Genomic DNA, 23,468 nt, shown 5'->3' with positions numbered 1-23,468 from the left:
CTGGGTGGTTTCGGCGGGCACGAAGCGCAGGGCCATCAGGCGCCCTGTGGCGTCGTCGATGAACACCATGAGGGTACAGCGCGGCCGCGCACCTCAAACCAGTCATGGGGCGAGCCGTCGATTTGAATGAGCTCCCCCAGGCAGGGGCGGCGCGGACGGCGCTGATGAATGCGGGCTTGCTTGCGTTGCTTGGGCTGCCATAGCCCATCGGCCACCATCCACTGGCGCAGGGTCTCGACCGAGAGATGATGACCATGGCGCTCGGCCAGCTTTTCGCAGGCCAGGGTGGGGCCAAAGTCGGTGTAGTGCGTCTTGACCAAGGCGAGCACCTCCTGGCGTACTGTCTCGGCAATGGCGTTATTGGGACGTCGGCCACGGTGGCCACTGCGTAGCCCTGTCGCCCCATGCTCACGATAGCGGCGAACCAGGCGCTTGACCTGGCGCACGCTCAACCCCAGGCGCTGGGCCGCCTCGGCCTGCCGCAGATGCTTGTTCGCCACCGCCTGAATCATCTCTAGTCGGTCAATTTCTTTGTGACTCATCGTAATGTGCTCCTTCGTCATGCGTGCCCCTCCCGCTTAAATATAAAGGGGACATTTTAGAATTGGACGAAGGGGACATTACTGCTTTGGGCTAACAAGAATGCGTGTCTCAGTTGTCGACTCTGCTGCTTTGGTTTATGATGGCCACCGATTCGGAGGGGGTTGTTTGGGAATGCCTGCAAAGACCGCGTAAAAGCGCAGCGCCTTTCTGTTTTATGCAAGCGATTCAAGATTTTGCTTAGCCAGGCGTGCCCCCCCTGTCTATGGGCCTATAGCTCAGTTGGTCAGAGCATCCGACTCATAATCGGCTGGTCGCAGGTTCAAGTCCTGCTGGGCCCACCATTTATTGTTTTATCCCTGTTTTTGCAAAAGCCCAGTTCTGTGGGCTTTTTTTGTGCCATGGTGCAGGGTGTGTCTGATATGCTGCAAGAATACGCTGTTGTTGATGCGCCAGAAGTTTTTGTGACTTTATTTTTTAAATCAAAGGCTTGTAAGCTTTTGACCGATGCGATAGGCGTTCTGGCGCGATAAAATGCCATAAAATTTTGTGCGCTAAGTTTGACCCTATTATCAACATACTCTTATAATCCCGGCCTGCTATTGAGGCGAGTCGCAGCGCCGCGTGATTATTTTGCATCGTTATCTGCTATAGATGGTGTCTGTGCATACCCCGGTTTGGCAAAAGCGCCTACGCAGGAAAGAACGCGGCTTTCACGACCGCTAAGGCGATGCACCTCAAGCCACGCGCTAACGGTAAATCTCTTGGGGATTGGGCGCTTGGGCGTGGAACGTTCATAGACCAAGAACGACGCATTCAGAGGCATTTCCCTGATGGCCATGTTTAACCGGGCAACAAAAGTAGTTCTTGGATTGCAGCTAGCTATCATTTGCGCAGCATTTTTGCTGACCTCATGGTTGGCAACGCCTGCCAGTGCCTGGTCGGCGCTCGTCGGCGGTGGAATCGCATTATTAACGACAGGCTTTTTTGCCTGGCGTGTTTTTCTGGGTGTGGAAAGCAAATCAGCCAAGGCGGTGGCCCGCAGTTTTTATGTGGCCGAGGTGCAAAAGATCGCTTTGACCGTGGTGTTATTCCTGGTCGCGATTGTCTGGCTTGAGGTGCTGTTCCTGCCCATGTTTTTGACCTATATCGTAAGTCTTATGGCATTCTGGCTGGCCTTGCTGCCAGCCCTTTCGGGCACTAACCAATCCGTTTAAGTGAGTGAAACACATGGCAGCAGAGAATCTGACCGCTGGAGAATATATCAAGCATCATTTGGGGCACTGGACTGTCGGCGAGGGCTTTTGGGCTATCCATGTGGACACCATGTTGTTTTCCCTGTTATTGGGCGGCCTGTTTTTATTTTTGTTCATCCGCGCCGCGTCCAAAGTAACCGTCGGCGTTCCGGGTGGCTTGCAAAACTTTACCGAGATTTTAGTGGAGTTTGTGGACAAGCAGGTCAAAGACTCTTTCCACGGGCGCAGTGCGCTGATTGCTCCGCTGGCGCTGACCTTGTTTGTCTGGATTTTTCTGATGAACATCGTCAAGCTTTTGCCCTATGACCTGTTCCCGTATCTGGCGCACGCCATTGGCGTTGAATATCTGCGTATCAATCCGACCTCGGATATCAATGCCACCTTCGGCATGTCCCTGGCGGTGTTTTTCCTGATTATCTTCTATAGCATCAAGATCAAAGGTGCGGTCGGCTTTTCCAAAGAGCTGTTACTGCAACCCTTCGGCAAGTGGTTTATCCCCTTTAATTTCATTCTCAAGGTGGTTGAGGAGATCGCCAAGCCAGTCTCACTGTCTTTGCGTCTTTTCGGTAACATGTATGCCGGCGGCCTGATCTTTACCCTGATTGCCTTGTTACCCTGGTGGATTCAGTGGTCCCTGGGGCTCCCCTGGTCTTTGTTCAAATTATTGATCATTACCCTGCAGGCCTTCATTTTCATGGTGTTGACCATTGTTTATCTGAGCATGGCACATGAAGATCATTGATGCCTGAGCTGTTTCATTGGCCTGCCTGGCTTTATTCATGGGCTGGGCAGGTTGATTAAAGCCCGTTGTTTTTGACAACAAAACCTTTAGTTTTTAACCTGTTTTGGAGGAATTATGGAACTTGCTATTGCTAATATTCAGGGCATGACCGCGATTGCTGTAGGTCTGATTCTGGGCATGGGTGCGCTGGGTACCGCGATTGGTTTTGGTCTGCTGGGTGGTCGTTTCCTCGAAGGTGCCGCTCGCCAGCCAGAAATGGTGCCGATGCTGCAGGTCAAGATGTTTATCGTTGCCGGTCTGTTGGACGCCGTGACCATGATCGGTGTCGGTCTGGCACTGTTTTTCACCTTCGCCAACCCCTTCATGGGCGCCCTGTCGGTCTGATGCAAAGGCGGATGTGTCTTTCCATTTTCCGATTTGAATCGTTACCACGGGGGGACGCCACGTGAATATCAATCTCACGCTGCTTGGTCAGATGATCACATTTGGCCTTCTGGTGTGGGTCACCATGAAGTATGTGTGGCCACCCATCATCAAGGCCATGCAGGAGCGTCAGAAAAAGATCGCCGATGGCCTGGCTGCGGCTGAACGCGGCAAGCATGAGCAAGAGCTCGCAGAAGAGCGGGCGAAAAAGCTTTTGCAGGAAGCCAAGCAGCAAGCTAATGACATTATTGTGCTGGCGCAAAAACGGGCCAACGAGATCGTCGATGCCTCCAAAGACACCGCACATCAGGAAGGCGAGCGGATCAAGGCCTCGGCACGCGCTGAAGTTGAGCAGGAATTGAACCGCGCCCGCGAGCATTTGCGCCAGCAGGTCGGTGATATCGCGGTTCGTGGCGCAGAGCGCATCCTTAAAAAGGAAGTCGATGCCAAAGCGCATGCCAAGGTGATTGACGACCTGATCACCCAAATTTAGAGGGTGTATCCATGTCTGAATTCACTACACTGGCACGACCTTATGCACGCGCGGTTTTTGAAATCGCTCGCCGCGAGGACCGGCTTGCGCCGTGGTCTGTGCAGCTTGGGCTGATCTCGGCGGTGGTGGCTGATCCCCAGATGGCGGCGTGGCTGCTCAATCCGCGCCTGACGCGGGTGCAGGCGGCCGAGGTGTTGATTGATGTCTGTCAGTCTTACACCCCCAAGCCGACCGCTCAACGCAAAGCCAAAGCCAAGCCTGATACAACAGCGGCAGACGCTGCCGATGAGCACGCACCCACCGAGGACAGTTCTGAGCCTGAGGTTAGCACTTCTGCGGCCAATCTCGATGCGCAGGCGATTAACCTGATTCATCTGCTGGCCGATTATGGCCGTCTGCCCTTGATTCCGGAAATCACCGCCCTGTATGAAGTCTTGCGGGCGGATGCCGAGGGCCGGATTCAGGCCGAACTGATCAGCGGCAAGGCAGTGACCAAGGTGCAGCAAACTGCGATTGCCGAGGCACTGAAGGCCCGTTTAGGGCGTGAGGTCGATTTGGTTTGCTCTATCGACAAAAATCTCATCGGCGGTGCCATTATTCGCGCCGGGGACCTCGTCATCGATGGCTCGGTGCGCGGGCAATTGGATCGTTTAGCCTCCACTTTGAGCCGTTAACAGGATCTGAATTATGCAACTCAATCCGACTGAAATCAGCGAGCTGATTAAACAGCGTATTCAAAATTATGAAGCTCACGCCGAGGCCCGTACTGAAGGCACGGTGGTGAGTGTGACCGATGGCATCTGCCGTTTGCACGGTCTTAATGATGTCATGCAAGGGGAAATGATTGAATTTCCCGGCAATACCTTTGGCCTGGCCCTGAACCTGGAACGCGATTCCGTAGGTGCGGTGGTCCTGGGGGATTACAAGCACCTGCGCGAGGGCGATACGGTACGCTGCACCGGGCGCATTCTGGAGGTGCCGGTTGGTCCTCAACTGCTGGGGCGTGTGGTCGATTCACTCGGCAATCCGATTGATGGCAAAGGCCCTATCGAAACCCAGCTCAGCTCCCCGATTGAAAAAATCGCGCCGGGGGTCATTGAGCGTCAATCCGTTGATCAGCCGGTACAAACCGGGCTTAAATCCATTGACGCGATGGTGCCGATTGGGCGCGGCCAGCGTGAGCTGATCATCGGCGACCGCCAGACCGGTAAAACAGCGGTGGCCGTGGATGCGATTATCAACCAGAAAGGCACCGGCATTAAGTGTATCTATGTCGCCGTAGGGCAAAAGGCCTCGTCGATTGCCAATGTGGTGCGCAAACTGGAAGAAAGCGGCGCGATGGATCACACCATCGTCGTTGCCGCAACCGCCTCAACCTCGGCGGCAATGCAATATATTGCACCGTATGCCGGTTGTGCGATGGGTGAATATTTCCGTGATCGCGGTGAAGATGCCCTGATCATCTATGACGATCTGACCAAGCAGGCCTGGGCCTACCGTCAGGTTTCCTTGTTGTTGCGTCGTCCGCCGGGCCGCGAAGCCTATCCGGGTGACGTGTTCTACCTGCACTCTCGTTTGCTGGAGCGCGCCTCCCGCGTCAATGCCGAATATGTGGAAGCCTTCACCAACGGTGAAGTCAAAGGCAAGACCGGTTCACTGACGGCATTACCCATCATTGAAACGCAGGCCGGTGACGTATCTGCCTTCGTTCCCACCAACGTGATCTCCATCACCGACGGCCAGATTTTCCTGGAAACCGACCTCTTCAACTCAGGCATCCGCCCGGCGATTAACGCCGGTCTGTCGGTGTCGCGTGTGGGGGGGGCCGCGCAGACCAAGATCATCAAAAAGCTCGGCGGTGGCGTGCGTCTGGCACTGGCGCAGTATCGTGAACTGGCGGCATTTTCGCAGTTTGCCTCAGACCTTGACGAATTCACCCGCAAGCAGCTGGAGCGTGGTCAGCGCGTCATGGAGCTGATGAAACAGGATCAGTATTCGCCGATGTCGGTGGCCGAAATGGCTTTTTCACTGTTTGCCGCCAATGAAGGCTATCTTGATGATGTGGACGTCAAGAAAGTGGTGGATTTTGAACGCGCCCTGATGGATTTCTTGCGCTCAGCCAAAGCGGAGCTGCTGGCCAAGATCAACGAGTCTGGCGATTACAACAGCGACATCGAAAGCGGCATGCGCGCCGCCTTGGATGAATTCAAGGCCAACCACACCTGGTAAGCGAGGTTCTTTATGGCAGGCGCAAAAGAGATTCGCAACCAGATCAAAAGCATCAAGAATACGCAAAAAATCACCAAGGCCATGGAAATGGTGGCTGCGAGCAAGATGCGCAAGGCCCAGGATCGTATGCTGGCAACCCGCCCGTATGCACAAAAGATCCGGCAGGTGATTGGGCATGTGGCCATGGCGCAAGCCGAGTATCGCCATCCTTATCTGGAAGCGCGTGAAGCCAAGCGGGTGGGGATCATTGTGATCTCCACCGATCGCGGCCTGTGCGGCGGTCTGAACATCAATCTGTTCAAAAAAACCGTCGCCACCATGCGCGAGTGGCAAGGTCGCAATGTCGAGATTGATCTGTGCCTGATCGGCAACAAGGCCATGGGATTTTTCAAGCGTTTGGGCGGCAATGTGGTGGCAAATGTTGGCCATTTGGGTGACAAGCCACGCCTCAATGACATCATCGGATCCATCAAGGTGATGTTGGATGCCTACGACGAGGGGCGTATCGATCGCCTGTTTCTGGTCGAAAACGAGTTTGTCAACACCATGACGCAAAAGCCGCGTGTTACCACACTGTTGCCTTTGCCGCCAAGTCAAGAGGATACCCTCAAGCATCACTGGGACTATATCTACGAGCCCGACACCGTGCCGGTGCTGGATACCCTGCTGACGCGCTATGTGGAATCGGTGATCTATCAAGGGGTGGTCGAGAATGTGGCCTGTGAGATGGCCTCGCGCATGGTCGCGATGAAATCTGCCTCGGATAATGCCGGTGAACTGATCGACGAGCTGCAATTGGTTTACAACAAGGCCCGTCAGGCGGCGATTACCCAGGAAATTTCCGAGATCGTCGGCGGCGCTGCGGCGGTTTGATCAACCCCCGGCGGCAAGGATTCCGTGAACGTGCAAAGGGGGGCGTATGCTCCCCTTGCGGTATCCTACAAAGGCAAAACGGTTGCAAACGAATCAAGCTTTATATTTCGAGGAATCAAGATGAGTGTTGGTAACATTGTTGAAGTGATTGGGGCCGTGGTGGACGTGGAATTTCCACGCGACGCCGTGCCAAGGGTTTATGATGCCCTGCACGTTGAGGAAATGGGCCTGACCCTGGAAGTCCAGCAACAGCTGGGTGATGGCGTGGTGCGCACCATTGCGATGGGCTCCAGTGATGGTCTGCGTCGTGGCATTAGCGTCAGCAACACCGGCAGCCCGATTTCTGTGCCAGTGGGTAAGGGTACGCTGGGGCGCATCATGGATGTGCTCGGCACGGCTATTGACAACCAGGGCCCGGTGCAAACCGAAGAACGCTGGGAAATTCACCGTCCGGCGCCAAGCTACGAAGAGCAGGCAGGCTCCACCGAGCTGCTGGAAACCGGCATCAAGGTGATTGACCTGCTGTGCCCCTTCGCCAAGGGCGGCAAGGTGGGCCTGTTCGGCGGCGCCGGCGTGGGCAAAACCGTCAACATGATGGAGCTGATCCGCAACATCGCCATCGAGCACTCCGGCTATTCGGTGTTCGCCGGTGTGGGTGAGCGTACCCGTGAAGGGAACGACTTCTACCACGAAATGAAAGACTCCAACGTGCTCGACAAGGTAGCGCTGGTCTACGGCCAGATGAACGAGCCGCCGGGCAACCGTCTGCGCGTGGCCCTGACCGGTCTGACTATGGCCGAATACTTCCGTGACGAAGGCCGTGACGTGCTGATGTTCATCGACAACATCTACCGTTACACCCTGGCCGGTACGGAAGTGTCCGCACTGTTGGGCCGTATGCCCTCTGCGGTAGGTTATCAGCCGACCCTGGCCGAGGAAATGGGTGTACTGCAAGAACGCATCACCTCCACCAAGAAGGGTTCCATCACCTCCATCCAGGCCGTGTACGTACCTGCAGACGACCTGACTGACCCCTCTCCGGCCACCACCTTTGCTCACCTGGACGCCACCGTGGTGCTGTCGCGTCAGATCGCCGAGCTGGGTATCTATCCTGCGGTAGATCCGCTGGACTCCACCAGCCGTCAGCTGGACCCGCTGGTCATCGGGCATGAGCATTACAACACCGCCCGTGCGGTGCAAAACACCCTGCAACGCTACAAAGAACTCAAAGACATCATCGCCATTTTGGGGATGGATGAGTTGTCCGAAGACGACAAGCTCATCGTGGCCCGTGCGCGCAAGATTCAGCGCTTCTTGTCGCAGCCCTTCTTTGTCGCCGAGGTCTTTACCGGTGCGCCAGGCAAATTCGTGCCATTTAAAGAAACCATCCGTGGTTTCCAGGGCATTGTGAATGGTGAATACGACCACCTGCCCGAGCAGGCATTTTATATGGTCGGCACCATTGATGAAGCCGTCGAGAAGGCATCCAAACTCAAGTAAGCGAGGATTGGCATTATGGCCATGACCTTTCATGTCGATATCGTCAGCGCCGAGGAGTCGATTTATTCGGGTACCGCGCAGATGGTGATCGCCCCCGCAGAGCATGGCGAGGTGGGGATTCTGCCCCGTCATGCGCAATACATCTCACTGCTTAAGCCCGGTGAGGTACGGGTGAAAACCAGTGACACCGAAGAGCATAACGTGTTTGTCTCCGGTGGCATCCTGGAAGTACAGCCGCATGTGGTGACCATCCTGGCAGATACGGCCATACGCGCCAGTGATCTGGATGAGGCTGAGGTTTTGGAAACCAAGCGTCGTGCCGAAGAGGCCCTGGCAGAGCGTAAAGCTGGCTTTGATTATGCCAGGGCACAGGCTGAGCTGATTGAGGCCGCTGCCCGTCTGCGCATGATTCAAAAGCTGCGCAAAAATATCAAGTAAGCCCGTCCAGGCGCATCAGGCAGCTATACAACGGGCGCCCGGTTACGGCGCCCGTCATGCAAGGAACGTCGCGATATGCGGTTAATTGAGCTCAGGCTTGAGGCTTTTGGGCCCTTCACCGCTCAAATCCTGAAATTTGAGCGGGATCGGCTGAATCTGGTGTATGGCCCGAATGAGGCGGGAAAATCCGCCGCACTGCGCGCCATGCTGGATCTGCGCTTTGGCATCCCTGCCCGCACCCAGGACAATTTCCTGCATTCTTATAAAGCGCTCTGCATTGCCGGGGTATTTCTTAACCCCCAGAACCAGCCGCAGGGCTTGCTGCGTCGCAAGGCGCAAAAAAACAGCCTGTTTTGTTTTTCCCCCGATACCCCCCAAGACCTTACTCCCGCCACGTTTGCCGAAGAATCCGCCTTGCAAGGGGGCCTCAATCGCGAGGCTTTCGCCCTGATGTTTGGCCTGGATTCCGCCCGGCTGCGCGAAGGTGGCCGGGAATTACTGCGCGGCGATGGAGAGCTAGGCAGTGCCTTGTTTGCCGCCAGCGCAGGACTGCAAGGGGTTAGCCCTTTACTGGAGAATCTGGATAGCGAGGCGCGGGCACTGTTTAGCCCACGTTCCAGCAAAGCCGTTTTGGCGCAGGCCGGCAAGGCTTTAAAAGAACACCAGCGCCGCCTGCGCGAGGCAGAAATCCGCCCCTCTGCATGGCAGCAGCTCAAACGCGCCCATGAAAATGCCTGTGATGTCTTGCAGCAATGTCAGCAGGCCATCGGGCAACTGCGTGCCGAGGAACGCGCTTTAAGCGAATTGCGCACCGTGGCGCCGTTATTGCTCGACCATGACCGCCTGCAGGCTGAATTAGCCAAGCTGGCAGAGATCCCCGCGCTGCCCCCGGAAGCCAAGGAACAGCGCCTGACCCTGCAAGCGCAGCTGGCGCAGGCCCAGCAGCGTAGCCAGGAGCATCAGGCCGAACGGGCCCAGATCCGCGAGACGCTGGCCAGCCTGCACATTGAGACATCCCTGCTGCCTCATGCCGAGGCTATTGAAACACTGGCGCATGGCCTGGAAGGCTATCTGCAGGGACGCCTCCAGGCGGCACAACAGGCTTTGGCGCTGCACGCCCTGGAAGCAGAACTGGCGCAACAGCAGCAGCGCATTGATGCGGATGCCACCCTGGCGAACTTGTTAGCCGCACACCCCACGGCGGTAGAAGCACAACACTTAGACGAAACCCTCAGCGCCAGCCGCCATACCGCAGAACGTCTGCACGAACTCAAGACACGCCTGAGTACAGAGCAGGCCCAGCTACAGGAGGCACTGACCCGTGCGCCCGCCCTGCCCGACAGCGCCGCCTGTCAGACCCTCAGCCAGCAACTCCAGGCTGCCCAGGCCATGCTGGCACTGCAAGACAGCCAGCAACAGCGCGAAACCCGCCTAAACCAACTGCAGCAAACCCTGCAAAGCGGTATCCCGGCGCTGGGCAGCTATACCCTGGAACAGCTCGCCGAGCTGCGCTTATTGACAGAAGCGGCGCTGGATAGCGCAGAACAGCACATGACCAGCCAGGCGCAACAACAGCAGCAACTGCAGGCCGAGCAGCAACGCCTTGAACAACAAAAGCGTACCCTCGAAGCGCAGCTGCACGGGCTACAGGCGGTTGGCGAGATCATTACGGCCGCCAGCCTGCGCGCCAGCCGCCAACATCGCGATACCCTGTGGCAGCAGCTGCGCGCACACTACCCGCAAGCCACGCCGACGCAGCTCAACGACCTGGAACAGGCGATCAGCGTGTGTGATCGTCAGGCCGATCTGCTGCGGGCCGATGCCGAACGGGCGGCGACCTTTGCCACCACGCAAGCGCGCCTGAGCGATTTGCAAAGCCAGCATGACAGCCTCCTGCAGACACAGCAAACCCTTGCCGACGAGATCGAGCGCACACATCGCCAGTGGCGCGAAGATCTGGAAAGCCAAGGATTACCGCCCCTGGCCCCAGCAGAACTGCGAGGCTGGCAGCAACACTGCCAGGCGCTGCTGAGTCTGGCCCATGAGCAACAACAGCTGCACAACGCCCTGCGCGAACATCAGCAGATACTCACAGCGCAACATCAGGCATTGGCCGACGCCCTGCGCGATGTCGGCGCAATCCCGCTGGAGGCCGGACTACCCGCCCTGGTAGAACAGGCCCGCCAGATGGACAAACAGCTCACCGCCGCCTTAGCCACGCATCAGGCCCAGCAGGCCCAGGCCCAGCGCCAGCAAGCAGAACACGCCCAGCGCGAGGCACAGTATCAGGCCCTGTGTGCCGAACAGCGCCGTCTGGATGAGGCCCTCGCCCCGTGGTATCACCGTCTGCATCTACCGGCACACGCCAGTCCCGCGATGCTGCAGGCCCGCCGCACCGAGCTGGCGCAGTTACACAGCCAGCAGCAGACACTGCACCAGCTGCGTTTGCAACAGGCCCAGCAACACGCCAGCCTGGAGAGCTACGCACAACGGGTACAAAGCCTGGCGGTCGCCGTGGCTGAACCCTTACAAGACCTCGCCGATATTGAGGTCATGGTACAGGGCCTGCTGCCGCGCCTGCGCCAGACGCAAAGCCATGCACAACAACAGCAAAGCCTCCAGCAGCAACAGCGCAAGCTGACACTCCGCCTGGAACAGCTCGCCACAGAACAGCAAGGCTATCAGACCCAGCTAAACCAGCTCTGCGAACAGGCCGGAGTAGACAGCCTGCACGCCCTGCCCGCGCTGGAACAGCAAGCCGCACACAAATACGCCTGTCAGCACGCATTACAGCACGTCTCCGAGCAACTGGCCCAGGCCACCCAGCAACCACTGGAAGCACTGCGCCAAGCCTTGGCCACGCATGACCTGGACAGCTTGAAACAACGCCTTGACGCGCTTCAGACAGAACTGGAAAACCGCGAACAGGCCCTGCAAGCGGCCCGCGACGCACAAGAGCGCACCCGCCAGGCCCTGGATGCCATCGACACCTCAGACGCCGCCGCCCAGGCCCGGGAAGGCATCGAGGCCGCCCTGGCACACTACCGCCACGCCGCCTACCCCTGGATGCGCCTGCGACTGGCCCATGCCTTGCTCAACCAGGCCATCAAACAATTCCGCCAGCGCGTCCAGGCACCGATGCTGGCCCGTGCCTCAGCCTATTTTGCGCAAATGACCGAAGGCCGTTACCCACGACTCTTTGCCAGCGAAGACGCCAGCCAACCGGTATTGCTGGCACAACGCAGCGATCAGACAACCCTGGGCGTAGACGGCATGAGCGAAGGCACCCGCGACCAACTCTACCTCGCCCTGCGCCTGGCCGCCCTGGAACAACGCGACGACCCGCCACCGCTGGTACTCGATGATGTCCTGATCACCGCCGACGACACCCGCGCCGCCTGTATGCTACAGGCCCTGGCAGACTTCGCCACCCAGCGCCAGGTCATATTATTTACCCACCACCAACACCTCTGCGCCCTGGCAGAAAAACACCTTTCCGCCAAACAATACCGCCTATTAAATCTCGACTAAACCCATCACCGCCGCCACGTCAAAAACTCCCCTCCTTTTCAAGGAGGGGTGGCGCGTAGCGCCGGGGTGGTCATCTGGAGCGCCGAGTGGTACTCGGCTGATTTTTAACTCCTTGTCCCGACCCGCCGAGTAAAACTCGGCGCTCCCCGTGGCAGCACCTTCCAGATATCGCTGCAAACGAGTGTTGACAAGCCTGCGCCGGGGTTTTAGAGTGCCTTTCAGGAGCCTAGAAACTCCGCGAGTAGCGGTTCCCACGCCTGTCAGCCGTGGTTTTTTTGTGCCCGAATACCCAAGGCGCACTGTTTGCGTGTGCCTTTGTCATTTGTCTAGGGTCGGGAGGGGACGAATACAACACCCGCAAGGGAAATCAGTCCGCCGAGCTACTCACGGTTTCTAGCCTCCCGACCGCCCTCATACAGGGGCAACCTTAAACTAGATAAGGTGAGTAGCCATGTCCATATATTCTGCCTGTGCGCCATTGCACACCTTAAGCCTGTCCTCGCGGGAAATTGCCGCACTGACCGGTAAACGCCATGACAATATCATGCGTGATATTCGGGTGATGCTGGAGCAGCTCCCCAAATTTGGGTTATCAAGAAATTCAAGGCATTAGCCCTGAGTATTGCCCACAGACCAAACGCCTTGCCGGGTATCATCTCGACCGCCGTCATACGGAAATCCTCATCACCGGCTACGACATCAAACGCCGGGCGGCGGTGATTGATCGCTGGTACGAACTGGAAAGCGGCCAGGCCCAGCCGCGTTATACCACCCCGCCAGACCCCGACCCGCTGCACAGCCCTGACTTCATCCGCGCTTACATCCGCCTCACCGCCTTAAACCTCTGTCTGGATCATCTCTCGCTTAACGACACCACCAAGCGGCAACTGATTGAACAAGCCGTGCGCAGTCTGGGCGAAGATGCCGCCTTTTTACAGACACAAGCTCCACCCCCACCCCCCGCCGGACGCGAATTAGCGACCTTAAGCACCCTGCTAAGGCGTCACCAGCAACGCCACAGCGTACAAGTAGTCAACCGGGCCTTGGTGCGTTTAGGCTGGTTACAAGACATCCGCCGCGAAACCCCACGGGGTTTAAAACGGGTCAAGCAATTGGTCGGTGAAGGTTTGTGTTATGGCAGAAACCAGCGCAACCAACCGCTGTACTACGCCGTGCAGTTTCCGGAGTTATTGCGAAGGATTAGCGGGTATTTGCGTTAAAAAAACCTGGGAGCGCGGAGCACCAGCTGTGCACCGGGGGTGGTTATCTGGATCGCCGAGTTGTACTCGGCTGATTTTTAAACCCTTGTCCCGACCCGCCGAGTGCAACTCGGCGCTCCCCGTGGCGGCATCTTCCAGATGCTGCGTGTGGCGAATGCATCTTGCGTTGTGGCGGCATCATCTTGATGCCGCAAAAAAAGCGGCACCTGGAAGGTGCCGCCACGTCAAAACTTCCCTCTTTTTGCCGAATTCATAACTCCTCATGGCTCATAACCCCTCATGGGGATTCGTAACCTGTTCGTGACAGCAGGGGAGGTGGTGATGTCGATGTCTCATAACCCCTCATGGGGATTCGTAACCGGGTGCGAGACTAGGTGCCGGAGTGCTTGGTGAGCTCATAACCCCTCATGGGGATTCGTAACTGATGGACGGTGACGGCCAACGTGCCGACGGGCACTCTCATAACCCCTCATGGGGATTCGTAACGGCACGGGAGTGTCAAGGGGTTCAGGTGGTGCGCGTCTCATAACCCCTCATGGGGATTCGTAACACGGCAAGCGCCTCACGGTCATCAACACCTCGGACTCTCATAACCCCTCATGGGGATTCGTAACGTGGGGTGACTAGACGGCACAAGTAGCGCATCAGGTCCTCATAACCCCTCATGGGGATTCGTAACCAGGCCGGGGCGGCGGTGATTTTCCGCTTCCAGCAGCTCATAACCCCTCATGGGGATTCGTAACGGGGGAAAGGGCTTTCGGTCTTTGATTTTACACCAAACTCATAACCCCTCATGGGGATTCGTAACAAATCCGGGAACCCGGCAGGCACCCCAGAATGAAACCTCATAACCCCTCATGGGGATTCGTAACGGATGTGTAGGCTTAGCTGCCCTATAGGCGCGCAGCCTCATAACCCCTCATGGGGATTCGTAACCTGCTAGAAACAAAGGACGCGCTGATAGAGCGATCCTCATAACCCCTCATGGGGATTCGTAACCCTTCGGAAGACCTTCGGAAGACCTTCGGTCCCGAACTCATAACCCCTCATGGGGATTCGTAACCGGGTCGCATACTCGGATTTCGTCCGCTTCGATGACTCATAACCCCTCATGGGGATTCGTAACCCAGGCTGCCTGGACGTGATAGCGGTATTTAAGGATCTCATAACCCCTCATGGGGATTCGTAACCGGGTCGCATACTCGGATTTCGTCCGCTTCGATGACTCATAACCCCTCATGGGGATTCGTAACGATGTGTAGGCTTAGCTGCCCTATAGGCGCGGAAGCCTCATAACCCCTCATGGGGATTCGTAACCGTATGTGTCGCACGCGCTCAACCGCAAACTTGCCGGCTCATAACCCCTCATGGGGATTCGTAACCGCCAGTGCCCTCGGGATCAAATACCCCTCCAGTTCTCATAACCCCTCATGGGGATTCGTAACTCCGTACAAACCCGCGCTCAACATCAACATGATAACCTCATAACCCCTCATGGGGATTCGTAACGATGTTTAGGCTTAGCTGCCCTATAGGCGCGCAAGCCTCATAACCCCTCATGGGGATTCGTAACACTTCAGCCGCCCCGCTGATGCGCCCGCCCAAGACTCTCATAACCCCTCATGGGGATTCGTAACCCCTTATCCATAGGCATATTTGTGCATCCATTCGGTGTAAAACCAACACGAAATAGCCCAAAACCTTGTATGAGCGACTTCAATGCCCCAGGCTTTGCGCATTATTTGGCATCGAAGCTTGTAAAAGCAACTGCTTTGAGCAATTCGTGCATTTTTATAAAACAGAGAAGTCCTGACGGTGTTCGTTGTGTGCCTGTCGCTGTAAAGGCCCTTTCCCGCTAGTGCTTTTTAAGAGCCGACTGATTTCAATGTTGTGCCGGTTGGCCGTCAGAATTTCAACGACACGATCTTCGTCGTTCATTAAGTCAGAAAGCTCTTTACGCAATGCAAGGAGTTTGGATTCACTGATATCGCCGCAAAATACAGAGTATTGTGTGTGTTGCAAATACCTTCGTAGTAATTTTTTAAACTTATTGGTTCGTTTGGCTTCAACATCATACATAATAATCGCAAACATGCTCAAACTCTCCGTTTAAATGATTGATATTCATCAATACCAAGAACATGCCTTTCAAGCGCCAGACATTCTCGATAAATCCATTCTCGATAACTACGCTCGCTATAACGCTCTTCAAGCCGTTGCGCAAAGTGCTCAACAACATGGCGTCGTCCAGTTTCACTCAGCAAGCAAATACCCTCATATTGATTAAACCAGTTTTCTGTAACTATATTTTTACGATATAAACGAAAAATGAGTTGATCTGCTAAAATAGGCTTGAAAGTTTCAGAGATATCCAGACTAAGTGATGACCGACCATTGGTAACAGCATGTAAAAAACTAAAGTTTTCATCTAGATGTGTTTTAAAAAGCTCATGCCGAACTATGGCGTAAGTCATCTGATTTAAAAATGAAATCAAGCAGTTTACGGGGTTATTGGGTGGGCGACGTACTCGTTTGCCAAAATCAAGAGCAGTGTCAATATTTTTCCATCCTTCATAGTAGTATTGATGTATATTCCATTCAATCCCCATTAACTGCTCACAGTTTTCGGAATTTCCAATTTTTTGCTCAAGCTTTTCCATAGATAAAATATTTTTACTTAAAAATTTGCATCCTCTGTAGTGATAATAGCGCAGGTTTGCACGCATATTATGATAGGGCATAGAAAGCGATTTGATCGTCTACGGCTTCTTTAGCACCTCCGCTGCCTTTGTTTTCATAGACAATGCATTGTTCCCAGTCGATACGGTCTGGTGCAAGGCCTTGCAATCCTCGGATAGAGACATCTCGTTGGTAGCTGTTGAGGTGTTTTATGGTTCCTACAGCAACCCGTTCATGCCATTGTGCGAAGTTAATGTGATGCAGATACATCCAAGCTCTGCGTTCACACAGGGCCACATGTTGAAAATGCAGCCCGTGCAGATCAAGCCGTTCTACTTTGGTTAAGAACGCCTGGGTGTGTTGCCAAGCAAAGGGTGTCATGATGTTTAGATTGTCATGGATACAGCGTCCGGACTGGTGGATTCTTCATTTAAGGAAACCACCAGTCCGGTGAGCAGGGTGAGTTTTTCGGCGGCGGCGAGGGCGTCGGGGTATAGCTCCCAGGCCATGCTTTCTACGCCTTTGCTGTTGCGCAGTTCCTGACACCATTGGCGGGGCAGGTCGGGATCATCCACCAGCTGCGCGGTGTAGGGGGTGTGCGGGAATAAGACCGTGCGGGTGGGTTTGATGTATGTGCTGCGCGCTTGCAGGTGGTCTGGGAGGGCGTGGTCTTCCGGCAGGCGAATTTCTTCTTCGCCATCTTCGGCGATGAGCAGCGGGTAGCCGGCCAGGTCGGTATGGCGGCACAGCCAGGTGTTGCCGACATAGAAGGTTTGCCGGGCACCGATGCGGATGCGGATGCGGCGGTCGATGTCGCGCAGGGTCAGGGCGTGTGCTTCAAAGCCGCGACACCAGGCGTTGGCGGTGTCTGCAAATTCGCGGTCCTGGGTCAGGGTGCGCACCTGTGCCAGCAGGGCGCGTATGGTTTTGGCCGGGGCGGGGAGCAGGGCTTGCAGGCGTTGACGGCGCTGTCCTTGGTTGCTGGGGTGTTGTAGCAGGGCGAGCCAGTATAGGCCGCTGCTGTACGCGGCGCGGTTGGGCAGTGTGCCAAAAGTGTTGTGACGGCCTTCGGGCTGGGCAGCAAAGCGTTGCTGGGTGGCGCTGGTGAGGATGTGGGTGAGTTCCTGAATGGTGCGGGTGCTGCCGTGGTGGTTTTTGATCCACTGGTGGAGTTTGCGCAGCCAGTCGTTTTTGTCGAGCATGTTGGCCGCCAGGCGTACCTGTACTGAGCCGGGTTGGTCGCGGCGGGCGGCGCGGCCATAGCGTTGCAGGAAGTTGAGCGGGGAGAAGCCGGGTTCCATGAAGAGGAGGTTGGCGTTGAAGGTGACGCCCATTTCGACGCTGGCGGTGGCCAGGAGGATGTCATAGCTTTGCGGGTCGTGTTGGCGCCCGGTGGTGAAGCGGGTGTGGCTGGCCTGCGTGTCGCGGCTGTCGTCGATGCTGTTGATCAGGAGCACGCGCTCGGGTTGGATGCCCTGCTGTTCGATCAGCCGTTCCAGTTGGGGGATTTGGTGTTGCAGGTCGATCAGGGCGTTGTAGATGACGACGACTTGTCGGCCTGCCTGGATTTCCTGGGTGATGTGTGCCTGTTGTGTGGCGAGCATGTCGGCCAGGCTTGGGCTATCTTGCAGGCTGAGGGTGACGTCGCCATGCACGGCGCGATCACCGTCTGCACTGACGCTTTCTTCCAGTTCGATGATGCTGTCTGCGGGGCAGCCGAGTTTTTCCAGCACCGGGCGAATGGCCAGCGGGGTTGCGGACAGGAAGCTGATTTTGGCGCGGACGTTTTCGCTGGCAGCGATGCGGGCAATGACGGCGGCAAGGCCAAAGCCGCGTGGTTCGATGGTGTGAAATTCATCGAAGACGATGTGCTCAAAACTGTTGAGCAGGTCGAAGATGCCGTCGCTGGATTGGCCCTTTGTCAGATAGCGGCTGATGAGGAGGTGGGATAGGGTTTCCGGGACGGCGACGATAAGTTCGCCGCTGGTGGCGGTGGTGGGGTCGAGGCTGCTGAGTTGGCGTATCCGATGTGGCCCGACCTGGATACCTTCGGCGCGCAGGCTGGCGCTGGCGTCAGAGGTCCAGAGGGCGACTTTGCGTTGTGCCTGGGCGACTGCGCTGCCGGGGCGGTTGCTGAGGTCATCGAGCATGGCGCGCAGCAGATTTTGCGCCAGGCGGCGGGTGGGCACCATGAAAAAAACCCGTTCATCGGCTAATACGGCGCGCTGAAATGCGTAGCTTTTGCCGGCACCGGTGGGCGCTGCGGCGATGCGTATGGGCGCCGGGTGGTGGAGCAGTTCGTGTTGTAGCGGCGAGAGGCCATCGGGGCCTTGGTTGACGCAGTGACGGGCGATGGTTATGTCCATTGGGCGACCTCGGCGGCGGCTTCGTCCAGGAATTTTGTTTCGGTCAGTTGCAGGTTGTAGAGGGCATAGCGTTCGACGGGCAGGGTCCGCGCAAACAGGTGCGCGGTGGCTGCATTAAGACGGACTGTGGTGACTTCAGGCGCGGGTTCTAAACGCACCATGCCGTAGCGGTGCAAGCCTATGCGGATGATGAGTTCGGCCTCGCCGGTGTGTTGAAAAGGGTCCAGACCAAACAGCGCGCCGTGAAACACTTGGCCTTCCGGGACTTCCTGGATCTGAAAAAATTCTTTCAGATTGCCTTTGTAGGCAACGTCTTGCACTTTTTTTTGCAATCCGGCCTCGGCGTCGAGGTTGAGGCGGCGCACCAGCGGCGCTAACAGTTCCGGGTGGGCGGTGGTAAACACGGCGCTACGGTAGGGCATGGCGCGCAGATCACGCAGGTAGTCGCGCCGGGGCAGGGCAACCCGCGCTGCCATCATGCCCAGGCTGGCCGCCAGTCCGAAGCTGATGGCGGTGTCGCTGATCAGTTCCGGCAGGGTGGCCGTGCCGCTTTGGATGGCGAGGCTGTGATAGGCAAAGGGGGTGAGTGTGGTCGCCTTGAGCGGAATCGCTTGCATGGTCTGGCTCCTTATCGCGTGGGTGACGGGTTATTTTTTACCGGTGCCAAACCAGTTATCGAATAATCCGGCCGTCGCTTTGGCGGTGGTTTGGTATTGACGGGCCAGGGCCTCGTCATTGGCTTCAAAGCGTGCGATGAGCTGCGCAACATAGTCCTGAGTAGCCTCGGGCGGGATGTTGGCTTCATGATCGGCGGCCAGATGTTGATGCAGGGCCTGGGTGAGGGCTTTATGGTCTGTCAGGTCAACACCGTGCTGGCGGCAGTGGCGTACTAATTGATACGGTGAAGTGGAGGCCCGCTCAAAGCGCCCGGCGTAAAAACCCACGAAATGGGTGCTGAGATTGGTGCCGGTGACAGAGGTTTGGCCGCCATAGGTTCCCGCCAGTCCGACGCTGAGTAGCAGATGATCCAGCCCTTCCGGCGGTAGCAGGCGCCCTCGGGTTGAGAGTACCTGTACCAGCAGGGTGCCGGGTTTGACGAAGTGGCGGCTGAACAGGTTGTCTGAATTTTTTTTGTCTGCGGCATCAAACAGGGTGCCGTCTTCCATGGCGCGATTGTGAAAGCTTTCATCGACGCATTGATATTTGGGTTGCAGGCTCAGCCCGTCTGAATAGCTCACGGCGGCTTTGACCGGCAATACGCGCTTGTCTTGGGTGCTGGAATCACCAAAGACCAGGGTATTGAGGTCGTAAACCTCAGAGATGGGCTGCTTGGGACGAAATACGCTTTTGTTTTGAGGCATCCGTCCGCCAACGCCGTAGGCGCGCAATAGTTGCAGTCCTCGGCTTTTTTCCGGGTATTTGAATTTGTTGGGCACGGCGCGCACAAAGGCTTCGCCGTCGATGTCGATGTCGGTGATTTCCTGCTCGGCGTTGCGGAAAATCACCGGGGCAATGGCCTCGCGAATGAGCACCAGACTCACCGCGCCGAGATTTTTCAGGGCCGGGTGTATGTAGGTGTCTTTGCCGTCGCTGCTTTCGGTGGTGAGCTGGTCAAGCTGTCCCAGGTAGGGGTGAATGCTGTGCATGTGGTTGCTCCTTTTATGATGGACGAGGGATTAAACGGCGCGGGTTTCGGTTTCTTTTGCCGCTTCGCTATTTTCGGCATAACGCTGGCGATAGCTTTGCAGCAGGGTCATGCGGTAGATGCTGCTCATGATGCGGCGCTGGCGTTGAGTGGGGCTGCGCCCTTTGCACAAGCCTAGCCAGATCTCATCGACGAGGATGGTGGCCACCTGCAGGCAACCTTCAACCAGCGGTGCCCCGCGCTTGGCCTGCTCGTCGCGGCGCTCCAGATTGAGTTGAATTTCCCCGGCCGCGCCGTTGATCAGCGAGTCGCGATCGTTAATCCCGCTGGCGCGGGCACTTTCCAGGGCCTCAAACCCCAGTTTGAAGACCATTAGCTGGCGGCCGATGGCGGCGCTGGGATTGACATAGCGCTGAATTTCGGCAGCGGCCTGGGCAAGGCGAATTAATGGGGCATCGTGATGGGACATGGATATCAGCTCCTTTGTGGCGTCATGAAAACGGGATTGCAGGCTTTGCAGGACGTGGCGTGTTTTATGGTCACGGTCGTGCAGTACACACCAGGCCAGGGCAATACCGCCCAGGCGTGTTTGTGGGCTGGCGTAGAGGCGCAAGACCTCATAGCCCAAGCCGGGGGTATCCAGCAGGGTGTGGGCTAATTCAAGCTCGGTGATAGCTGTGGGGATTTGTTCCAGTCGCAGGGCCTGGCCACCCAGCAGGTTGACCAGCAAAGGCGGCAAGGCATCGCTATAAAAAAAGGCCGGCTGGGCGGTAGGCAGGCCACGAAAGATATGCACCGGTCGCCCCAGACGTAGTGCTGCCTGCAAAAACATGCGCAGCTGCTCGACCTGTTTGGCGGTGGTGCTGGGAATGGCTTCCAGACGGGCGATGCGGTAACGTCCGCGCAGCGCTTCCGTGCCTCTGAGTACCCGCCCTTTTTTGATCTCATTGCGACTTAGGTCATACAGCGACATTGCCTGAAAACCGCGCTCGTCTTGCAATGACAGGCCGCCAAACAGGCCGCTGGTGGTGGGCGTGGAAATCAGGGCAGGAATCCCCTCGGCTTTGCCACCCTGTAACTCGTGTACGTGTTTGCGCAGTTTGTGCTCGGCCAGTGAAACGGCGCTGACGTTGGTGTGTCCGGTTTCATTGAGCAGGCTTTCCGGGCGGCCGTCACGGCCCGAGAAGGCAGATTTTTTCACCTCATAGAGGCCACTGGTGCTGTCGATGCTGTCGCTGAGCGCCACCGGGGCATTGGTAAACAGGCAGCGCCCGTGGCCGCTTTCATCTGGCGGGGCTACGCGCTGCTTGCCCAGCAGTTGTTGCACATGTAATTGCACGGCGGCATTGACCTCGGTGCCCTTGCCCTGAATACCACTGGCCAGGCCCGGATGGGTTTCATTGCCTTCCAGCCATTGCTGTAGCAGGCCAGTCTCTCCCCAGATGGCTTGATAGCAATCTCCAGACTCAGCACCCAACACGCTCACCCACAGCGCCGTCATGGAGCGTCGGGAGAAACCATCATCCATGGCCTCAAGCCATGCTGGGCGGGCTGTTTCAAGCTGTGCGAGTAATTGGGCCTCGCGGGTTTCACTGTCAGGAATCGTGGATTTGCGCGGTAGATCGACCTTGAGATGCAGTAACAACGCCAGCAGCGCGGCATCGCTAAAGATCGCTTCTTGGCGGAGCGTATCCGGCTTGCTAAAGGGGCTAATCAGCCCGGTATTTTTGGTCGGCCACTGCACGCTAAGGGCGGTGTTTTCCAGCAAGGCATCCAGCGCATCGCTTATAACGGCTTTTTGATCGGCCTTGATGGCAAAGAGCTTGGCCAGATCATCGGATTTGGCGGTGTCGCGGACAAAGGCATCCAGATCAACATAACTCACCGCCAGGCCATGTAATTGTGGCAAGCCACGCACCGATACGGTCATTTCCAGCCCAAAGGGTAAGCTCTTGACCAGGCGCACGCTGGCTTGGCGGATGATGTCTGCGGCAGCGGCATCGGGTATCAGCATAAACAGGCGACCATCCTGATGCTGCTCAATTAGCGGCGGTATACCGCCTAAACGCTTGCTGAAATACGATAGCCAGCGTTGCAGTTCATCCAGTAAGAAAGGATGGTGTGGGTCATAGATATCGATGACGTACCAGTCGCGCAAGGTGACGCTGCTCAGGGTTTGGTCGCTGCGCAGACGCTGTATTACGCCGTTGAGGCCACCTTCGCTAGGATCGGTCTTAAGCCAGATGCCGTCGAGCTTGTCTGCCAGGGCAACATACGCCGGTAAAAACTCCATTTCACGCGGGGCGGGGGTGTCTGGGTGCCGATGCGCCTGAGTCCCTTCTACCTTGACGATCAGATAACGCACTTGCTCCGGACCTAGCCTGATGGCGTAGTGTGCCAGAAAGCTGTCCAGACGATAGCGTTGCAGGGCCTGGGCAATGGCTTGCAGCGGGATAGCCTGGTCGCGCACGAGCTGTTGATCTTTGTCCAGATCGTGCAATATCCCCAGTGCGGCCAGCATGGCGAGCTGACGCAGTAGCAGGGTTTCATCCATGTCCGGGTTTTGCAGTAACCAATCCAGTGCGGCCAACAGCATTGCGCCCCGGGCAACAGATAGCAGGTGATCAAGCAGGGTGACGTTACGATTTTTGGCATAACGCGCCGCACGCTCTGGGTCAGAATCCCAGCCGCCTTTTCCGCTGAGCAGCATCAAGCGCACATGGCGCGAATCGATGTGTGTCCCCTGGGCCAGGCGCTTTTTTAGCAGCTCACTGGCCTCACCCAGACGGTCGGCAAATACGCCCTGCTCGATCACCTCGGCCATAAACCGTGCATAGACGTTTTCCACGGCAGCACAAGCCCGCTGCTTAACGCTGAGTGTGTCGTTCATCGGCCAACTCCTGCTTCAAGTAATCCAAGGCAACCAAAGCCGTTGCGATTTTTTTCCCCGACGCCGGCATACCAGGCAAAGCGCAAATCCTCTACGCTACCTTCCAGCAACAGCGGTGCTGCAAGGCCAATCACGAAGCTGATTTTGCCGTGAGCAAAGCCTTTTTGTGGTACTATTAACCCGGCAACCAAATAGATCCACATTGTGCTATGATTTGATGCATGAAAAAAGATGATGCCAGAACCCTACACCCTGCGGCGCAGGAAGAGAAGCGCAAGACGGCGGTTCGTCTTTCCGAGAGCGGCTTGAGTCAGCGCGAGATTGCAGAACAGCTGGGCGTTCATTATCAGACGGTAGGCCGCTGGTTGGCAAAGTATCGCGCAGGAGGCGTGGAGTCGTTGCTTCGCCAACAACGAGGTCGCCGTCTGGGTTCTGGTAGACAGCTGGCACCGGATGAAGAAGCCGATCTGCAAGCACTGCTAAGGGAGCACACGCCTGATCAACTGGAAATGCCCTATGCCTTGTGGTCGCGAGAAGCGGTACAGGAGTTGATCAGGCAGGAGACCGGGTTGCGGATGCCGATTCGTTCGGTGGGTGAATACCTCAAGCGTGGGGATTCACAGTGCAAACGCCAAAGAAACAA

At 56.8% G+C, this 23,468-nt stretch carries 22 protein-coding genes, 1 tRNA gene and 1 CRISPR repeat array; of the genes, 14 read left to right on the top strand and 9 right to left on the bottom strand.

The window, feature by feature from the left end; genetic code table 11:
• Positions 1 to 35 precede the first annotated feature (35 nt).
• Entirely contained in the window at positions 36 to 542 is a 507-nt protein-coding gene (locus THISIDRAFT_RS00165) for a helix-turn-helix domain-containing protein (protein ID WP_221913917.1), read from the bottom strand.
• A gap of 265 nt (positions 543 to 807) precedes the next feature.
• Here THISIDRAFT_RS00165 and THISIDRAFT_RS00160 point away from each other — a divergent pair.
• From THISIDRAFT_RS00160 to THISIDRAFT_RS00105, 13 genes are all read left to right on the top strand, one after another.
• Positions 808 to 884, top strand: a tRNA-Ile gene (locus THISIDRAFT_RS00160).
• A gap of 489 nt (positions 885 to 1,373) precedes the next feature.
• Positions 1,374 to 1,757, top strand: a complete 384-nt coding sequence (locus THISIDRAFT_RS00155; RefSeq protein ID WP_006788308.1) for an ATP synthase subunit I — start codon at positions 1,374 to 1,376, stop codon at positions 1,755 to 1,757.
• Positions 1,758 to 1,770: 13 nt separating this feature from the next.
• A complete protein-coding gene (atpB, locus tag THISIDRAFT_RS00150; protein WP_006788307.1) occupies positions 1,771 to 2,538 on the top strand; it encodes a F0F1 ATP synthase subunit A in 768 nt (255 codons plus the stop codon).
• A gap of 114 nt (positions 2,539 to 2,652) precedes the next feature.
• Positions 2,653 to 2,922, top strand: a complete 270-nt coding sequence (gene atpE, locus THISIDRAFT_RS00145; protein WP_006788306.1) for a F0F1 ATP synthase subunit C — start codon at positions 2,653 to 2,655, stop codon at positions 2,920 to 2,922.
• Positions 2,923 to 2,983: 61 nt separating this feature from the next.
• Complete coding sequence (locus THISIDRAFT_RS00140) at positions 2,984 to 3,454, top strand: F0F1 ATP synthase subunit B (protein WP_006788305.1); 471 nt, start codon at positions 2,984 to 2,986, stop codon at positions 3,452 to 3,454.
• 11 nt (positions 3,455 to 3,465) lie between these two features.
• Positions 3,466 to 4,128 carry a F0F1 ATP synthase subunit delta gene (locus THISIDRAFT_RS00135; RefSeq protein ID WP_006788304.1) on the top strand — a complete coding sequence of 221 codons (663 nt, stop codon included), beginning with the start codon at positions 3,466 to 3,468 and terminating at the stop codon, positions 4,126 to 4,128.
• 13 nt (positions 4,129 to 4,141) lie between these two features.
• Complete coding sequence (gene atpA, locus THISIDRAFT_RS00130; protein WP_006788303.1) at positions 4,142 to 5,683, top strand: F0F1 ATP synthase subunit alpha; 1,542 nt, start codon at positions 4,142 to 4,144, stop codon at positions 5,681 to 5,683.
• 12 nt (positions 5,684 to 5,695) lie between these two features.
• Positions 5,696 to 6,556, top strand: coding sequence for a F0F1 ATP synthase subunit gamma (atpG, locus tag THISIDRAFT_RS00125; RefSeq protein WP_006788302.1), 861 nt, complete (start codon positions 5,696 to 5,698; stop codon positions 6,554 to 6,556).
• A gap of 120 nt (positions 6,557 to 6,676) precedes the next feature.
• Positions 6,677 to 8,056, top strand: a complete 1,380-nt coding sequence (gene atpD, locus THISIDRAFT_RS00120; RefSeq protein ID WP_006788301.1) for a F0F1 ATP synthase subunit beta — start codon at positions 6,677 to 6,679, stop codon at positions 8,054 to 8,056.
• 15 nt (positions 8,057 to 8,071) lie between these two features.
• Complete coding sequence (locus THISIDRAFT_RS00115) at positions 8,072 to 8,494, top strand: F0F1 ATP synthase subunit epsilon (protein ID WP_006788300.1); 423 nt, start codon at positions 8,072 to 8,074, stop codon at positions 8,492 to 8,494.
• A gap of 75 nt (positions 8,495 to 8,569) precedes the next feature.
• On the top strand, positions 8,570 to 12,025 hold the full coding sequence (locus THISIDRAFT_RS00110) for an ATP-binding protein (protein ID WP_006788299.1): 3,456 nt from the start codon (positions 8,570 to 8,572) through the stop codon (positions 12,023 to 12,025).
• A 451-nt stretch (positions 12,026 to 12,476) separates the two neighbouring features.
• Positions 12,477 to 12,638, top strand: coding sequence for a Rha family transcriptional regulator (locus THISIDRAFT_RS14540; protein WP_006788298.1), 162 nt, complete (start codon positions 12,477 to 12,479; stop codon positions 12,636 to 12,638).
• A complete protein-coding gene (locus THISIDRAFT_RS00105; protein ID WP_006788297.1) occupies positions 12,610 to 13,245 on the top strand; it encodes a Rha family transcriptional regulator in 636 nt (211 codons plus the stop codon). The genes THISIDRAFT_RS14540 and THISIDRAFT_RS00105 overlap by 29 nt, the downstream gene beginning before the upstream one ends.
• 266 nt (positions 13,246 to 13,511) lie before the next feature.
• Positions 13,512 to 14,882: direct repeats of the CRISPR family, unit length 28 nt; unit sequence CTCATAACCCCTCATGGGGATTCGTAAC.
• 154 nt (positions 14,883 to 15,036) lie between these two features.
• Here the strand turns inward: THISIDRAFT_RS00105 and cas2 are convergent.
• Genes cas2 through THISIDRAFT_RS00065 form a run of 8 tightly spaced genes read right to left on the bottom strand, consistent with a single transcriptional unit; the run spans position 15,037 to position 23,028 of the window.
• Complete coding sequence (gene cas2 / locus THISIDRAFT_RS00100) at positions 15,037 to 15,339, bottom strand: CRISPR-associated endonuclease Cas2 (protein WP_006788294.1); 303 nt, start codon at positions 15,337 to 15,339, stop codon at positions 15,037 to 15,039.
• A gap of 2 nt (positions 15,340 to 15,341) precedes the next feature.
• Positions 15,342 to 15,986 carry a CRISPR-associated endonuclease Cas1 gene (gene cas1 / locus THISIDRAFT_RS00095; RefSeq protein WP_083824654.1) on the bottom strand — a complete coding sequence of 215 codons (645 nt, stop codon included), beginning with the start codon at positions 15,984 to 15,986 and terminating at the stop codon, positions 15,342 to 15,344.
• A complete protein-coding gene (locus THISIDRAFT_RS00090) occupies positions 15,973 to 16,305 on the bottom strand; it encodes a Dna2/Cas4 domain-containing protein (RefSeq protein ID WP_006788292.1) in 333 nt (110 codons plus the stop codon). Before THISIDRAFT_RS00090 ends, cas1 begins: the two co-directional genes overlap by 14 nt.
• Positions 16,306 to 16,310: 5 nt before the next feature.
• Positions 16,311 to 18,290: a type I-D CRISPR-associated helicase Cas3' gene (gene cas3 / locus THISIDRAFT_RS00085; RefSeq protein WP_006788291.1), complete on the bottom strand. Its 1,980-nt coding sequence runs from the start codon at positions 18,288 to 18,290 to the stop codon at positions 16,311 to 16,313.
• Positions 18,281 to 18,907 (bottom strand): hypothetical protein, encoded by a 627-nt coding sequence (locus tag THISIDRAFT_RS00080; RefSeq protein ID WP_006788290.1) that lies wholly within the window; start codon positions 18,905 to 18,907, stop codon positions 18,281 to 18,283. Before THISIDRAFT_RS00080 ends, cas3 begins: the two co-directional genes overlap by 10 nt.
• Before the next feature lie 30 nt (positions 18,908 to 18,937).
• Positions 18,938 to 19,936, bottom strand: coding sequence for a hypothetical protein (locus THISIDRAFT_RS00075; RefSeq protein ID WP_006788289.1), 999 nt, complete (start codon positions 19,934 to 19,936; stop codon positions 18,938 to 18,940).
• Positions 19,937 to 19,966: 30 nt separating this feature from the next.
• Positions 19,967 to 22,825, bottom strand: coding sequence for a hypothetical protein (locus THISIDRAFT_RS00070; RefSeq protein WP_006788288.1), 2,859 nt, complete (start codon positions 22,823 to 22,825; stop codon positions 19,967 to 19,969).
• A complete protein-coding gene (locus THISIDRAFT_RS00065; protein WP_006788287.1) occupies positions 22,822 to 23,028 on the bottom strand; it encodes a CRISPR-associated endoribonuclease Cas6 in 207 nt (68 codons plus the stop codon). The genes THISIDRAFT_RS00070 and THISIDRAFT_RS00065 overlap by 4 nt, the downstream gene beginning before the upstream one ends.
• An 18-nt stretch (positions 23,029 to 23,046) precedes the next feature.
• Here THISIDRAFT_RS00065 and THISIDRAFT_RS00060 point away from each other — a divergent pair.
• Positions 23,047 to 23,468: helix-turn-helix domain-containing protein (locus THISIDRAFT_RS00060; RefSeq protein ID WP_221913916.1), on the top strand; the 422-nt coding region annotated here is incomplete at its 3' end.

It is taken from the genome of Thiorhodospira sibirica ATCC 700588 (assembly GCF_000227725.2).
Lineage (GTDB): Bacteria > Pseudomonadota > Gammaproteobacteria > Ectothiorhodospirales > Ectothiorhodospiraceae > Thiorhodospira > Thiorhodospira sibirica.
Note: the sequence above shows the minus strand (reverse complement) of the source record. Positions and strands in the feature narration are given on the sequence as shown.

Bases quoted from the DNA above. Each gene is read 5' to 3' on its own strand.
- THISIDRAFT_RS00165 (WP_221913917.1), bottom strand. From the start codon at position 542: ATGAGTCACAAAGAAATTGACCGACTAGAGATGATTCAGGCGGTGGCG.
- THISIDRAFT_RS00155 (WP_006788308.1), top strand. From the start codon at position 1,374: ATGGCCATGTTTAACCGGGCAACAAAAGTAGTTCTTGGATTGCAGCTA.
- atpB (WP_006788307.1), top strand. From the start codon at position 1,771: ATGGCAGCAGAGAATCTGACCGCTGGAGAATATATCAAGCATCATTTG.
- atpE (WP_006788306.1), top strand. From the start codon at position 2,653: ATGGAACTTGCTATTGCTAATATTCAGGGCATGACCGCGATTGCTGTA.
- THISIDRAFT_RS00135 (WP_006788304.1), top strand. From the start codon at position 3,466: ATGTCTGAATTCACTACACTGGCACGACCTTATGCACGCGCGGTTTTT.
- atpA (WP_006788303.1), top strand. From the start codon at position 4,142: ATGCAACTCAATCCGACTGAAATCAGCGAGCTGATTAAACAGCGTATT.
- atpG (WP_006788302.1), top strand. From the start codon at position 5,696: ATGGCAGGCGCAAAAGAGATTCGCAACCAGATCAAAAGCATCAAGAAT.
- atpD (WP_006788301.1), top strand. From the start codon at position 6,677: ATGAGTGTTGGTAACATTGTTGAAGTGATTGGGGCCGTGGTGGACGTG.
- THISIDRAFT_RS00115 (WP_006788300.1), top strand. From the start codon at position 8,072: ATGGCCATGACCTTTCATGTCGATATCGTCAGCGCCGAGGAGTCGATT.
- THISIDRAFT_RS00110 (WP_006788299.1), top strand. From the start codon at position 8,570: ATGCGGTTAATTGAGCTCAGGCTTGAGGCTTTTGGGCCCTTCACCGCT.
- THISIDRAFT_RS14540 (WP_006788298.1), top strand. From the start codon at position 12,477: ATGTCCATATATTCTGCCTGTGCGCCATTGCACACCTTAAGCCTGTCC.
- cas2 (WP_006788294.1), bottom strand. From the start codon at position 15,339: ATGTTTGCGATTATTATGTATGATGTTGAAGCCAAACGAACCAATAAG.
- cas1 (WP_083824654.1), bottom strand. From the start codon at position 15,986: ATGCCCTATCATAATATGCGTGCAAACCTGCGCTATTATCACTACAGA.
- THISIDRAFT_RS00090 (WP_006788292.1), bottom strand. From the start codon at position 16,305: ATGACACCCTTTGCTTGGCAACACACCCAGGCGTTCTTAACCAAAGTA.
- cas3 (WP_006788291.1), bottom strand. From the start codon at position 18,290: ATGGACATAACCATCGCCCGTCACTGCGTCAACCAAGGCCCCGATGGC.
- THISIDRAFT_RS00080 (WP_006788290.1), bottom strand. From the start codon at position 18,907: ATGCAAGCGATTCCGCTCAAGGCGACCACACTCACCCCCTTTGCCTAT.
- THISIDRAFT_RS00075 (WP_006788289.1), bottom strand. From the start codon at position 19,936: ATGCACAGCATTCACCCCTACCTGGGACAGCTTGACCAGCTCACCACC.
- THISIDRAFT_RS00070 (WP_006788288.1), bottom strand. From the start codon at position 22,825: ATGAACGACACACTCAGCGTTAAGCAGCGGGCTTGTGCTGCCGTGGAA.
- THISIDRAFT_RS00065 (WP_006788287.1), bottom strand. From the start codon at position 23,028: ATGTGGATCTATTTGGTTGCCGGGTTAATAGTACCACAAAAAGGCTTT.